The organism is Pseudomonas sp. CFBP 8770, from assembly GCF_014841705.1.
Classification (GTDB): domain Bacteria; phylum Pseudomonadota; class Gammaproteobacteria; order Pseudomonadales; family Pseudomonadaceae; genus Aquipseudomonas.
Map to the genome: position 1 here is coordinate 140196 of NZ_JACYUL010000006.1, position 14285 is coordinate 154480.

General features: G+C 63.4%; 9 protein-coding genes and 1 pseudogene. 5 read left to right on the top strand and 5 right to left on the bottom strand.

Going from position 1 to position 14285, the window contains the following annotated elements; all coding sequences use genetic code 11:
• Positions 1-9: 9 nt before the first annotated feature.
• The 3 genes from IFT98_RS14905 to uvrD form a co-directional block, all read right to left on the bottom strand.
• On the bottom strand, positions 10-417 hold the full coding sequence (locus IFT98_RS14905; protein WP_192050233.1) for an SMI1/KNR4 family protein: 408 nt from the start codon (positions 415-417) through the stop codon (positions 10-12).
• Between the two features lie 117 nt (positions 418-534).
• The gene (locus tag IFT98_RS14910; protein WP_192050231.1) at positions 535-1389 is read right to left on the bottom strand and encodes a Tim44 domain-containing protein; all 855 of its coding nucleotides are present in this window, start codon (positions 1387-1389) and stop codon (positions 535-537) included.
• A gap of 191 nt (positions 1390-1580) precedes the next feature.
• Entirely contained in the window at positions 1581-3764 is a 2184-nt protein-coding gene (uvrD, locus tag IFT98_RS14915; protein WP_192050230.1) for a DNA helicase II, read from the bottom strand.
• Between the two features lie 154 nt (positions 3765-3918).
• Here uvrD and IFT98_RS14920 point away from each other — a divergent pair.
• From IFT98_RS14920 to IFT98_RS14930, 3 genes and pseudogenes are all read left to right on the top strand, one after another.
• A pseudogene (locus IFT98_RS14920) lies at positions 3919-5466 on the top strand (PAS domain-containing protein); the annotation flags it as partial.
• Positions 5467-5662: 196 nt separating this feature from the next.
• On the top strand, positions 5663-6538 hold the full coding sequence (hexR, locus tag IFT98_RS14925; protein ID WP_122480007.1) for a transcriptional regulator HexR: 876 nt from the start codon (positions 5663-5665) through the stop codon (positions 6536-6538).
• A gap of 100 nt (positions 6539-6638) precedes the next feature.
• Positions 6639-6854 carry a PA3496 family putative envelope integrity protein gene (locus IFT98_RS14930; protein WP_122716067.1) on the top strand — a complete coding sequence of 72 codons (216 nt, stop codon included), beginning with the start codon at positions 6639-6641 and terminating at the stop codon, positions 6852-6854.
• Here IFT98_RS14930 and IFT98_RS14935 read toward each other — a convergent pair.
• The gene (locus IFT98_RS14935; protein WP_122796694.1) at positions 6796-7758 is read right to left on the bottom strand and encodes a LysR family transcriptional regulator; all 963 of its coding nucleotides are present in this window, start codon (positions 7756-7758) and stop codon (positions 6796-6798) included. The two genes, IFT98_RS14930 and IFT98_RS14935, sit on opposite strands and share 59 nt — an antisense overlap.
• Positions 7759-7946: 188 nt before the next feature.
• Here IFT98_RS14935 and IFT98_RS14940 point away from each other — a divergent pair, with 188 nt between their 5' ends.
• Together IFT98_RS14940 and oadA are read left to right on the top strand one after the other, a co-directional pair.
• Positions 7947-9362: an acetyl-CoA carboxylase biotin carboxylase subunit gene (locus IFT98_RS14940; RefSeq protein ID WP_122480004.1), complete on the top strand. Its 1416-nt coding sequence runs from the start codon at positions 7947-7949 to the stop codon at positions 9360-9362.
• Between the two features lie 11 nt (positions 9363-9373).
• Positions 9374-11197, top strand: a complete 1824-nt coding sequence (oadA, locus tag IFT98_RS14945) for a sodium-extruding oxaloacetate decarboxylase subunit alpha (protein WP_192050226.1) — start codon at positions 9374-9376, stop codon at positions 11195-11197.
• A 75-nt stretch (positions 11198-11272) separates the two neighbouring features.
• Here the strand turns inward: oadA and IFT98_RS14950 are convergent, their stop codons facing one another.
• Complete coding sequence (locus tag IFT98_RS14950) at positions 11273-14233, bottom strand: autotransporter family protein (RefSeq protein ID WP_192050224.1); 2961 nt, start codon at positions 14231-14233, stop codon at positions 11273-11275.
• Positions 14234-14285: the final 52 nt, after the last annotated feature.

Here is a 14285-nt window from a genome sequence, read left to right on the forward strand (position 1 = left end):
CTCTACCGATCAGCTTTCCAGCCAGACGTCTCGCACCCAGTGCCAGACCGACTCCCAGCTTTCCTCGGTCACCAGCTCTTCTTCTCCCGACCACAGCACCACGGTGCCGTCCTCTTCGACACAGTAGTAGTCCTCGCCGTCCTGACAGATCGGGATCAGCTCGCGTGGTACACCGATGTCCCAGGCGCTGGCGGCGACCTCCGGAAGATAGGTGTGCGATTGCGGGTCGGTCACGGTGATCGGTTCCAGGCTGCCGTACACGACGTCGCTGACGGTGAGCAAATACTCCTTGAACACGAACGGGATATTGATGAACAACTGCTCTTCGATCTCGACCAGCAGGTCTTCGTCTGGCAGTTCCAGGGGAACCGGTACCGGTTCGTTGGCTTCTCGGAGCTGCTCGATCACTTCTTCCACGATGTTTTCCTCTGACCAGAATACGCGCTGCGGTTTATACCTTAGCTGGAAATGGATGCAACGTTCAAAATGCAAAAGCCCCGACCAGGGCCGGGGCTTCGCAAAGCGTGACGTGTATCAGTTCTGGCGGATACCCGCGACCAGCCAAGGCTTGTTTTCGCCCTGGGCGCGTTCCATGTTCCAGCTTTCGCTGAAGGGTTCGCCCTTGTCGAAGCGAGAGGTCTTCGATACGCCGACGAATGTCAGGGTAGCGATGGTTTTCTCGGCGCGGTCATCGACACCTTCCAGCTGCACTTGCAGGTCGTCGATGTAGGTGGACTGGAAGCCATCACCCAACTCGGCACGTTCCTGCTTCAACGACTGCAGCATCTGCGGGGTGACGAACTCGGCGATCTTGTCCATCTCGTTCGCGTCCCAGTGCTGCTGCAGCGACTGGAAGTGGCTGCGTGCAGCGTTCAGGAAGCTTTCTTCGTTGAACCAGGCCGGCGCGTTGATCACCGGACGGGCAGCGGAAGCACCGCTTGCGCCACCGAAGATCGACGGTTGGGCAGGTGCCTGGTCGATCGCTTCACGCTGGTACGGAGCACCGGCGCCGGCCATTTGCGGGCCTTGCTGCTGCTTGCGACGGCGAGCGGCGATGAAGCGGAAGATCAGGAAGGCGATGACCGCCATGATCAGGAAGTCGAAGATTTGCATGCCCTGAAAGCCGTCGCCCATGAACATGGACGCCAGCAGGCCACCGGCGGCGAGGCCGGCCAGAGGGCCCAACCAGCGCGAAGCACCGCTGGCGGCAGGGGCTGCACGGCCCGGAACGGCGGCTGCGGCACCTGGGGTGGTGGGCGCGGCCTGGCGAGTCTGGTGAGTCGGGGCTGCGCCCATGCTCTTGCCGCCGCCGAAGCGTTTGGCACTGGCATCGAGGCTCATGGTCAGGCCGATGCACAGGGCCAGGGCCATGCTGAGAAAACGTTGCATAGGTTCATTCCGTTAGGTGGATTGCACGCGAGTCATGTTGCACAGGTGTGCTGTACATAGCTAGTGACAACATGTTTCGAGCTTTTGCGTAAATGTGAAATGCAGCGTAGGAAAATTCGTTGCCTTTGGCGCCTGCAGCTCAAGCGCTTTCGCGGCGGCCGAACGCCGCGAAAAAGCCTGGAGGCAAATGACTACACGGCTTCGAGCTTTGCGTAACCGAGCATCAGCCACTTGCTGCCTTCGGCGAAGTTGACCTGCACCCGCGCCTGCGCGCCGGAGCCTTCGAAGTTGAGGATCACGCCTTCGCCAAACACCGAATGCTGCACGCGCTGGCCCAGATTGAACTGGGTTTCCGGAATGTTGGCCGCACCGAACAGGCTGCTCGAGTTCTGCGCCTGGCCACCGCCGAAGGGACGACTCACGCTGTTGGACAGGCGCACTTCCTGGATCAGCCCGGCGGGCACCTCGCGCACGAAGCGCGACACCTTGTTGTAGGTTTCGCTGCCGTAGAGGCGGCGGGTCTCGGCGTAGGTCATCACCAACTGCTGCATGGCCCGGGTGATGCCGACATAGGCCAGGCGCCGCTCTTCCTCGAGACGGCCGGGCTCTTCCAGGCTCATCTTGTGCGGGAACAGGCCTTCTTCCATGCCCACCAGGAACACGTAGGGAAACTCCAGGCCCTTGGCGCTGTGCAGGGTCATCAGCTGCACGCTGTCCTCGTGTTCCTCGGCCTGGGTGTCGCCAGCCTCGAGCGAGGCATGGCCCAGGAATGCCGCCAGCGGCGTCAGGTCGGCTTCTGCCTCGCCGTTTTCGAAGTTGCGCGCAGCGCTGACCAGTTCCTCGAGGTTTTCCACCCGTGCCTGGCCTTTTTCGCCCTTTTCTTCCTGGTGGTAGATGATCAGGCCGGACTGCTCGATGACGGTCTGGGTCATCAGGTGCAACGGCATCTGCATGACCTTGGCGGCGAGGTTTTCGATCAGCTCGATGAACGCGCCCAGGGCATTGGCGGCACGCCCGGTCAGGCCCTTGTTGGCCACCAGCTGGCGGCCGGCTTCCCACATCGACACTTCGCCATGACGGGCATGCTGACGGATGGCTTCGACGGTCTTCTCGCCCAGGCCGCGTGGCGGGACGTTGATCACCCGCTCCAGGGCGGCATCGTTGCCGCGCCCTTCGAGCAGGCGCAGGTACGCCATGGCGTTCTTGATTTCGGCGCGCTCGAAGAAGCGCTGTCCGCCATAGATGCGATAAGGGATACGCTCGCGCAACAGCGCTTCTTCCAGCACCCGCGACTGGGCGTTGGAACGGTAGAGAATGGCGATGTCGCTGCGCGCCAGGCCGGTCTTTAGCGCGCTCTCGATGGTTTCGACCACATAGCGCGCCTCGTCGTGTTCGTTGAACGCGGCGTACAGGCTGATCGGCTCGCCATCGCCGCCATCGGTCCACAGCTCCTTGCCCAGTCGCCCGCTGTTGTTGGCGATCAGGGCGTTGGCAGCCTTGAGGATGCCGGCGGTGGAGCGGTAGTTCTGTTCCAGACGAATCAGCTGCGAATCCGGGAAGTCGGCGGAATACTGGTGAATGTTCTCGATCTTGGCGCCGCGCCAGCCGTAGATCGACTGGTCGTCGTCGCCTACCACCATCAGGCTGTCGCCACCTTGAGCCAGCAACCGCAGCCAGGCGTATTGCACGGCGTTGGTGTCCTGGAATTCGTCGACCAGCACATGGCGGAAACGGCGCTGGTAGTGCGCCAGCAGGCCGGGATTGTCGCGCCACAGGTCAAGGGCACGCAGCAGCAGCTCGGAGAAGTCGATCACGCCGGCCCGCGCGCAGGCCGCCTCGTAGGCTTCATAGATCGAGCGCATGGTCGCCAGGAACAGGTCGCCACCGGGCTGGATGTGCTGCGGGCGCAAACCCTCGTCCTTCTGCCCGTTGATGAACCACTGCGCCTGGCGCACCGGCCACTTCTGCTCGTCCAGGCCCAGCTCGCGCATGACCCGCTTGACCAGGCGTTGCTGGTCGTCGCTGTCGAGAATCTGGAAGTTCTGGTTCAGGTTGGCTTCCTGCCAGTGCGCGCGCAGCAGGCGGTGCGCCAGGCCGTGGAAGGTGCCGACCCACATGCCGGCCGGATTGATGCCCATCAGCTGCTCGATGCGCTGGCGCATCTCGGCGGCCGCCTTGTTGGTGAACGTCACCGACAGCAGAGAGTGGGGCGAAGCGTTCTCGACCTGGATCAACCAGGCGATACGGTGCACCAGCACTCGGGTTTTACCGGAACCAGCACCGGCCAGGACCAACTGACGGCCAACGGAGGCCGCTACGGCCTGGCGTTGGGCATCGTTGAGGGAGTTCAGCAGAAGGGAGAGGTCATCGCGCATCCGGGCATTTTAGGGTGCGCGGTGGAGTTGGGGCAAACAAGAGTTGCGCGTCTTGGAGCAAATACCCCCAGAGTCGGACATAAGGTGCATGTGCGCCGCCTGTGCTTGTGTATTCTGACTCGACGGATGGCACATCACGACAAGCACATTGCCCATGACGCCGAACCTCAACCCGCTGGACTCGCCCCTGGAGCAGCAGGCCCTGCAGGAGCGCTACGCCGCGCAATTGGCCGCCGAGCGCACGCGCCTGCTGTACCAGGGCTCGTTGCTGCCGACCTTGCTGATGCTGCTCAACGGCGGCCTGTGCGCCTGGCTACTATGGACTCCGCAGCATTACCTGGGGGTCAGCATCGGGTTGTTGTGGCTGTTGCTGCTGGTGGCCGGACGGGTCATCCAGGTGGCGGCGTTCGATGCGGCCATGCCCGATCGGCAGGCGCAGGGGCACTGGCGGCGCATGTTCATCGTCGGTTCGGCCGTCAGCGGCGCAACGCTGGCAGCGGCGGCCATTGCCCTGGTCTCGGAGGACAACCTCATTCAACAGGCCTGGGTGTTCGGCCTGCTGGGCGCGGCGACACTGTCAGCCAGCGTCGCCTACGCCGTCAGCCTGCCGGCCTTTCTTGCCTATACCCTGCCGTGCCTGCTGCCGCCCACCGCCTACCTGTTCGTATGGAACGATGGCGCCCAACGCGGCTGGGGCTGGTTCGGACTGATCTTTCTGGGCGCGTTGCTGGTGGTGGCCTGGCAGGTCAACCGCTTGACCAACCGCAGCCTGTTGCGGCGCTTCCGCAATCAGGAACTGATCGAAACCCTGCAGTTGGCGCAAAGCCGCAGCGAGCGCTTGAACCAAGCCCTGACCACCGAGGTGGGCCAGCGTCGCGAGGCCCAGCAGCAACTGGCTCAAGCCCATGCGCAGCTTGAAACTCGCGTGCAGCAGCGCAGTCGTGAACTGGATCAGGCCAATCGGGCGCTCGGCAAGAGCGAGCAGCGTCTGGCCCTGGCCCTGGAGGCGAGCGGTTTGGGGCTCTGGGACTGGAACCTGAGCACCGACGAGGTCTACCACACTCAACTCAAGGAGTTGTTCGGCCTGGAGCCGGAATTCATGCAGGCAATGCTCAAGCAACTGCGCCCCCGCATGCACCCTGAGGATGTGCCGCGGGTGAAGCGCGCCATGATCGACCACCTCAAGGGGCGCAGCGACGACTACCTGGTGCAGTACCGCATCCGCCACCACGAAGGCCACTGGTTGTGGATCGAAGACCACGGTCGGGCCGTGGAGCGTGCGGCGGATGGCAGTGTCCTGCGCATGGTCGGTACCCGCCGCGATGCCAGCCGCGACATCGTGTTGAGCGGCCAGTTGCAGTTGGCAGGGTTGGTGTTCGACAACTCGAGTGAAGGCATCCTGGTACTCGATGCTCAGTACAAGGTGTTGACGTCGAATCCGGCATTCAGCCGCATTACCGGTCTGGCGGCAGATCAGGTGTGCGGCCGAGCCTGGTTGCAACTGCCTTGCAGCCGCGATGCACGTCGGTGCGCGACATCGATCCAGCACGCCATGGACGCCGAGGGCGCATGGCAGGGAGTGCTCACGGAGACGCGACTGGATGGGGAGCAGTATCGTCAATGGTTACAACTGATCGGTGTGCGAAATGCTCGAGGTGAAATTCACCAGACCATTGTTCTGCTGACGGACGTCTCTGCGCGTATCGCTTACAGCCCCTAGCCTGGGCGAGGGGCTGCAGGGGTGAGATTCGTCTGGTGCCACTGGCATTCGCAAAGCGTCAGAATCGGCAAACGATCACCCTTGCTGAGACGTTTAACTGGGCGATCACAGAGGCCTGTAGTATAACTGCAGGTCAGCTACATCCCGGCCCTTCGACCCCTTTAGCGGAAGCTGTCCCTTGAACCTGCTGCAACACATCGACCAGTCTCGCCACCTGCTGCGCAAATCCGAACTCAAGGTTGCCGAGCATGTGCTGCTGGACCCTGCGGCGGTGATGCACAGCTCCATGGCCGACCTGGCGCACAGCGTGGGCATCAGCGAGCCGACCATCGTGCGCTTCTGCCGCGCGATCGGCTGCACCGGTTTTCAGGACCTCAAGCTCAAGCTGGCGCAAAGCCTGGCGGCGGGAGCGAGCTTCGGTCAGTTCGCCATCCACGAAGACGACTCGGTGGCCGACTACAGCCTGAAAATCTTCGACACCACCCTGCACACCCTGATGGAAGTGCGTGAGAAGCTCGACCCCGAGGCCTTGCAGCGGGCGATCAGCGCCATGGTCACCGCGCAGCGGGTCGAGTTCTATGGGTTCGGCGCATCGGGCGCGGTGGCGGCCGATGCCCAGCACAAGTTCTTCCGTCTGCTGCTGACGGCGGCGGCGTACTCGGACCCGCACATGCAGGCCATGTCGGCGGTGACCCTGAAGCCAACCGACGTGGCCGTGTGCATCTCCCAATCCGGGCGCTCCAAGGACCTGCTGATCACCGCCAACCTGGTGCGTGAAACCGGCGCCACCCTGATTTCGCTGTGCCCGGGGCAGACGCCGCTGGCGGAACTGGCGACGGTCAACCTGGCGGTCGACGTGCATGAAGACACCGAGATCTACACCCCGCTGGCCTCCCGCATCGCCCACCTGGTGGTGATCGACGTGCTGGCCATGGGCGTGGCAATGGCCCGCGGCCCAGACCTGGTCAATCACTTGAAGAGCGTCAAGCGCAGTCTGCGCAGCCTGCGCCTGTCGCCCAAGTCTTTGAAGGCTCACGAGGCCCACGAGGACTGATCGGCCGCTTCGGGTTTAACCCGATGTTCACCGCCTCGTCGCCAAACCTTCACATAGCCACGCCACCCTGTACTCCCGAACTCGAACTGGGAGACACGCAATGGCTCGTTACTTCGATGGCTCGCAACCGCAGGGCAACAGCGCTACCCGTACCAAACGTCAGCAGGAGGATCAGCGCCGCATGGAGTTTCGCCGCGCGATCGAGAGCTATTCCGAGCAGCGTCGCTTGCTCCAGGAAATCGGCGACGATGCCGAGCTCAATTATTGGCAGGCGGCATCGGCGGGTTCCCGGCAAAGCGCTCGACCAGCGCCGTGATCTGCGCACGTTCGGCGCGGATGAATGCGGCGAAGGCCAATGCCACTGGCGACTGACGCCGTGCCTTGGCCTGCACCACGCACCAACTGCGCTGCAACGGCAGCTCTTCCACACGCAGCTCACGCAGCGTGCCTGTGGATAATTCCCTGGCGACGGCGTGGCGTGTCAGCAGTGCCAGGCCCAGCCCTGCAATCACGCATTCACGCTGAGCCTCGGCGGAAGACACCTCCAGCGTCTGCGCAAAATGCACGCGCTTTTCCTTGAAATATTCCTCGCACGCTCGTCGCGTGCCCGAGCCCTGTTCGCGTACCAGCAAGGTATAGGCTTGCAGGTCCTGCAGGTTCACCCGTTGCGCCCGGCACAGCGGGTGCTCGGGCGGCGCCACCGCCACGATCGGGTTGTTGAGGAAGGGCATGAAGTCCAGCCCCATGTCCTGCGGCACCATCGACATGATGGTCACGTCGTCGCGGTTGTCACTCAAACGCCGAATCACCTGCGCACGGTTGACCACCGTGAGCTGCAGATTGACTTCCGGATGCAGCGTGCGGAAGGCGGCGAACAGGTGCGGCGTGAAATATTTGGCACTGGATTCGACCGCCAGCTTGAGCTGCCCCTGCAGCGAGCCCTGCAGGTCGGACAGCTGCATGTCGAGGTTTTCCAGACGACCGAAGATGTCCCGGCTGGCGGCCTGCAGCGCTTCGGCTGCCTCGGTCAGGTAGAGCTTCTTGCCCACGTAGTCGAACAGCGGCTGACCCACCAGTTCTTCCAGCTGACGAATCTGCAGGCTGACCGCGGGTTGAGTCAGCGACATTTCTTCCGCCGCACGGCTGTAGGAGCGCAGGTCGCACACTTCGTTGAACACTTGTAGCTGGCGCAACGTCAAGCGCATCAATGACTTACGCATTTCTCAATCCAATTTCCGGTGGGCAGTCCGTCAACTATAAGCTTTGGCTAATATGTAACCTAACAAAGATTTATTTTTATTAATCCTCATGCCGCGCTAGCTTGCAGGGGCGACCAGGAAACAACTGGTTACCCAAAGGGTCGGCCACGCACCGACCCGAATGGATTCATCGGTCGAGGAAATTCCAAGTGATAAAAAAGATCCTGATCGCCAACCGAGGTGAGATTGCCGTACGTATCGTACGAGCCTGCGCCGAAATGGGCATTCGTTCGGTCGCGATCTATTCCGAAGCCGATCGTCACGCGCTGCACGTCAAGCGCGCCGACGAAGCCCACAGCATCGGTGCCGAGCCCCTGGCCGGTTACCTGAACCCACGCAAGCTGGTGAACCTGGCGGTGGAAACCGGCTGTGATGCCTTGCACCCAGGCTATGGCTTTCTTTCCGAGAACGCCGAGCTGGCAGATATCTGCGCCGAGCGCGGGGTGAAGTTCATCGGCCCGTCGGCCGAGGTCATCCGCCGCATGGGCGACAAGACCGAAGCCCGGCGCAGCATGATCAAGGCGGGCGTGCCGGTCACGCCCGGCACCGAGGGCAACGTGGCCGACATCCGCGAAGCGCTGGAGGAGGGCGAACGCATCGGCTACCCGGTCATGCTCAAGGCCACTTCCGGCGGCGGCGGGCGCGGCATTCGCCGCTGCAACAGCCGCGAGGAGCTGGAGCAGGCGTTCCCGCGGGTGATTTCCGAAGCGACCAAGGCTTTCGGTTCGGCCGAAGTGTTCCTGGAAAAATGCATCGTCAATCCCAAGCACATCGAAGCACAGATCCTGGGTGACAGCTTCGGCAATGTGGTGCACCTGTTCGAGCGCGACTGTTCGATCCAGCGGCGCAACCAGAAGCTCATCGAGATCGCGCCCAGCCCGCAGCTGACCCCCGAGCAGCGCGCCTACATCGGCGACCTGTCGGTGCGTGCGGCCAAGGCGGTGGGTTATGAGAACGCCGGCACCGTGGAATTCCTGCTCGCCGAAGGCGAGGTGTATTTCATGGAGATGAACACCCGGGTGCAGGTCGAACACACCATCACCGAGGAAATCACCGGCATCGACATCGTCCGTGAACAGATCCGCATCGCCTCGGGGCTGGCCCTTTCGGTGAAGCAGGAAGACATCGTGCACCGCGGCTTTGCCCTGCAGTTCCGCATCAATGCCGAGGACCCGAAGAACAATTTCCTGCCCAGCTTCGGCAAGATCACCCGCTACTACGCGCCCGGTGGGCCGGGCGTACGCACCGACACGGCGATCTATACCGGCTACACCATTCCGCCCTTCTACGACTCCATGTGCCTGAAGCTGGTGGTCTGGGCGCTGACCTGGGAAGAGGCCATGGACCGCGGCCTGCGCGCGCTGGATGACATGCGCCTGCAAGGCATCAAGACCACTGCGGCGTACTACCAGGAAATCCTGCGCAACCCCGAGTTTCGCAGTGGCCAGTTCAATACCAGTTTCGTCGACAGCCACCCCGAGCTGACCCAGTACTCGATCAAGCGCAAACCCGAAGAGCTGGCCCTGGCCATCGCCGCCGCCATCGCCGCCCACGCCGGCCTGTGAGGAACACAACAATGTCCAATACGCCCGTTTCCAAGCGCATATTCGTTACCGACACCATCCTGCGCGACGCCCATCAGTCCTTGCTGGCCACGCGCATGCGCACCGAAGACATGCTGCCTATCTGCGACAAGCTCGACCGGGTGGGTTACTGGTCGCTGGAAGTATGGGGCGGCGCCACCTTCGATGCCTGCGTGCGCTTTCTCAAGGAAGACCCGTGGGAACGCCTGCGCAAGCTGCGCGAGGCGCTGCCGAACACGCGCCTGCAGATGCTCCTGCGCGGGCAGAACCTGCTCGGCTACCGGCATTACAGCGATGACGTGGTGCGGGCCTTCGTGGCCAAGGCGGCCGACAACGGTATCGACGTGTTCCGCATCTTCGATGCCATGAACGACGTGCGTAATCTGCGCGTGGCCATCGAGGCCGTGAAGGCAGCCGGCAAACACGCCCAGGGCACCATCGCCTATACCACCAGCCCGGTGCATACCGTGGCCGCGTTCGTGGCTCAGGCCAAACAGATGGAAGCCATGGGCTGCGACTCGGTGGCGATCAAGGACATGGCGGGCCTGCTGACGCCTTATGCGACCGGCGAACTGGTCAGGGCGTTGAAGGCCGAGCAGTCGCTGCCGGTGTTCATCCACAGCCACGACACGGCCGGCCTGGCCGCGATGTGCCAGCTCAAGGCCGTGGAAAATGGCGCCGATCATATCGACACCGCCATCTCGAGCTTCGCCTGGGGCACCAGCCATCCGGGCACCGAGTCGATGGTCGCGGCGCTCAAGGGCAGCGAATTCGATACCGGCCTGAGCCTGGAGTTGCTGCAGGAAATCGGCCTGTATTTCTATGCCGTGCGCAAGAAATACCACCAGTTCGAAAGCGAATTCACCGCGGTCGATACTCGAGTGCAGGTCAATCAGGTGCCCGGCGGGATGATTTCCAACCTGGCCAATCAGCTCAAGGAGCAGGGTGCGCTGAACCGCATGAACGAGGTGCTGGCCGAGATCCCCAAGGTGCGCGAAGACCTCGGCTTCCCGCCACTGGTCACGCCTACCTCGCAGATCGTCGGTACCCAGGCGTTCTTCAACGTATTGGCCGGCGAGCGCTACAAGACCATCACCAACGAAGTGAAGTTGTACCTGCAAGGCGGTTATGGCCAGGCGCCGGGCAAGGTCAACGAACAACTGCGGCGCCAGGCGATCGGCAGCGAGGAGGTCATCGACGTACGTCCCGCCGACCTGCTCAAGCCGGAGATGGACAAGCTGCGCAAGGACATCGGCGAGCTGGCCACGTCCGAGGAAGATGTGCTGACCTTCGCCATGTTTCCCGACATCGGACGCAAGTTCCTCGAAGAGCGCGCCGCCGGGACCCTGGTACCCGAGGTGCTGCTGCCGATTCCTGAAGCGGGCACCCAGGCTGCGCGCAGCGGCGAGGGCGTACCGACCGAGTTCGTCATCGATGTGCACGGCGAGAGCTATCGAGTCGACATCACCGGTGTCGGGGTCAAGGCCGAAGGCAAGCGGCACTTCTACCTGTCCATCGACGGAATGCCCGAAGAGGTGGTGTTCGAGCCGTTGAACGAGTTCGTCGGCGGCGGTATCGGCAAACGCAAGCAGGCCAGCGAACCGGGCCATGTCAGCACCGCCATGCCCGGCAATATCGTCGATGTGCTGGTCAAGCTGGGTGACTCGGTCAAGGCCGGCCAGGCGCTGTTGATCACCGAGGCAATGAAGATGGAAACCGAGGTCCAGGCCGGTGTGGCAGGCAAGGTCACGGCGATCCACGTGGCCAAGGGGGACCGCGTGAACCCCGGCGAGATACTGATCGAGATCGAGGGCTGACCTCAGGTTTCAAGGTTTTCCTCTGGGGGCCGGGTGGCCCCCTTTTTTTTGTCCACCCGGCAGCCGCGAGACTGATCAGAAGCACATCTGCCACTGGCCGACCACAGCATGGTTGCGACTGTTGCTACCCAGCTCGCCGGTGTAACCGATGCCGACGCTCTGCCGCGCACTGACACCCAGGTCCAGGCCGGCTTCGACCATCAGGCTGTCGCGGTCCAGGGCGCTGCCTTCGACACTGAACGCATTGCCACCACTGGCAAACGCCTGCCGGGTGCTGTTGTCGACGTCCCCATAGGCATGACGCCAGCCCAGGCTGCCACGCGGCGTCAGGCTCATGCCGTTGTCCAGTTGGCTCAGGTGAGCCAGGCGCACGCCGAAGGTGCTGGTGAAGTTGTCCTGTGTCTGTGCGTCCACGGCCAGCGCAGCGGCCCCGCCTTTTTCGCGGTAGCTGTCGCGGCTGTAGCGCTGATAGCCCAGGTTGGCGAAGGGTTCGGCGCTGAGACGGCCGCTGCCCAGGTCGTAGCCCACCTCGGCGAAGGCTTGCTGGCTGTCGGCGTCGTAGTCGCCGCGCAACCGGTCGCTGAAACCGGCGAAGTAGACGCTGCGCTTGCTGTTGCCATCATGCTGGCTGTAGGCCGCACCCAACCGCAGGGCCAGCGGGCCGCTCTGGCGCATGGCATAGATGCCCGCGTGCCAGCTGTCGATTTTGCCGTCCACGCCGGATGCGTCCAGGTCGGTACGCGAATAACCGCCCAGCAGACCCACGCGCCAGTCCGGGGTCAGTGCCCAGTCGGTGCCCAACACGGCGCCCGAAGTCCGTTGTTCGAGGCCATCGCTGCCGTGTTCGCCATCGAGCTTGCCGTAGCTACCCAAGGCCTGGACCCAGACACGGCCCTGTGCGTTCGGGTCGTTGAGGTTGCGGGCCTGGTCAGGTATGCCGCTGGCGGCCAGCACCGGCGTGTCTTGTGCGCCCAGGCCCACCAGCAGGCCGCTGCCGCTGCCCATCTGGCGCATGGCCGACAACATGCTACTGCCGACCTGCGTGGTGCCGGCCAAGGTCGCGGCAGCCAGGTTGGCGTTGCTGCTCCCGGCCAGTTGCTCGATGGCCGCCCCTGCGCTGGCGGTGCTGGTGCCGAGCAGGGCGTTGTACAAGGTGCCGCTGCTTGCGGCAGCCAGACTGCGGGCCGCATTGCCGCCATTGGTGGTGCTGGCGAAGTCGGCGAAGGCGATGTCGTTGCGGGCGTAGTCGAGGTCGACCGCGGTCGCGCTGTAGCTCAAGGTCGGGGTCAGAAAGGCGTAGTCGCTCGTCACCGTACCGAAGCGACCGTTCACGCTGCCCGCGTGCAGCACGGTGTAGCGGCTCTGCCAGGGGTATTCGCCACGGCTCGGGACAACGGCCAGGGTGGCGCCGTCGAGGTTGGCCGCGCCTGCGACCTGCAGCGGCGCACTGCTGCCATCGGCGTTCACCCCATACGCCAGCGTCGCGCCGCGTGCCAGGGTCAGGTCGCCGTTGACCAAGGCAGTGCCCAGCTGGCTGTTGCTCGACAAGGTGCCGTTGACGAGCAGGTTGCCCACTGCGCCACCGCCGGCGTAGACGCCGCCCGGGTCAACGCTGAGGTTGCCAGCAATACTGCCCTGGTTGATCAGCGTGGCGCCGTTGGCTATGCGACTGTCGGCGCTGAAATCACCGATGCTGGTAAGGGTCCAGGTGCCGCTCTGTACTTCCAGGGTTTCGAAGTGGCGGCTGTTGCCGAAACTGCCGCCGGCATTGCCTTGCAGGATCACACGATCGTGGCCGCTGCCGCCGTCGACCATGCCGTTGAAGCGACCACCACTGCGTACGGTCAAGTCGTCATCGCCTGCGCCCATTTGCAGCGCCTGTCCATTGCTGCCGCCGATGGAGCCGGCGTTGATCACGGTGTCGGCGAAGGCGCCATTCAACTGCACGCCGAAGCCGTTGAGCCCGCTGATGCTGCCATGGTTCTCCAGATAGGTGGCGCCATGGGCCGAGCCATTGCTGCCATCGTCGATCAGGATGGCATTGTCGGCGCCGCTGATGGTGGCGCCTGCCGCATTGAAGATATAACCGCCACCCATGGCGATGCCTTCGCTGGCGTTGGGCGGGTCGCCTGGCTTGGCACCGGATGCACCGGTGCCGCGAATGGTGCCGTAGTTCTCGATATGGCCGATGTAGTCGATGTCCACACCGTCGCCGTCGCCCACTGCCTGCAGCCCGGACACATCGCCGGAAATCAGGCCGTGGTTGATCACCGTACCATTGCCGTCCGAACCGTAGCCCGAGCCATTGCGGCCGATCAGCGTGCCTTCGTTGTACAGCAGCGCACCTTCATCCGTGGTCAGGCCGTGGCGGCCGCCGCTGATCAAGCCATGGTTGTACACGGACACGCCAGTGGCCGCGGCCACGTCGATACCGTCGTACTTGTCGTCGAGGCTGAAGGTGTCGCCTGTGGATATCTCGCCGTGGTTGATGATCGTGGCATTGATGCCGGTTTTCATCGCGTCGTTCTTTTCGCTGCGGATCAACCCGCCGGCGCGGTTGTCGAGGGTGGTGGCAATGCCAGCGCTTTCCAGGGCTTCCAGATCGATGGCGCGCTTGTTCAGCGAGCGCAGCGTGCCACTGTTGTCGATGACGATGGTGCCACGGCTGAAATCGTCCTTGATGCGAAAGGCATCGGACGAGCCTTGAATCAGCGCACCGGCGCGATTGATCACGGTGTAGTTGCGCACGGCGCCGGTGCTGGAGCTGTCGATCGCTCGATCGGCAGTGGAGATCAGTCGGCCTGAGTTATCCACAACCACGCCGGTGCCCGGCGCCGAACCCTTGAGCTTGATTGCCTCGGCACTGGCCGTGATGCTCCCGCCCTTGCTCACGGTCAGGCGATCGGTATCGCTGAGGCTTTGAGTTGCCTGGGTGGTGGTAACGATCTGCAGGTCTTTGGCGAAAACCGCCGACACCGGCGTGCCCAGAGCGAGCAGAGCGATGGCAAGGGCAAGACGGTGCGGAGAGTACGGCATGAGCGGACGACCTGGTGGCAGTGAGGTCGTCCTGTATAGCCTCTGGTCTTTA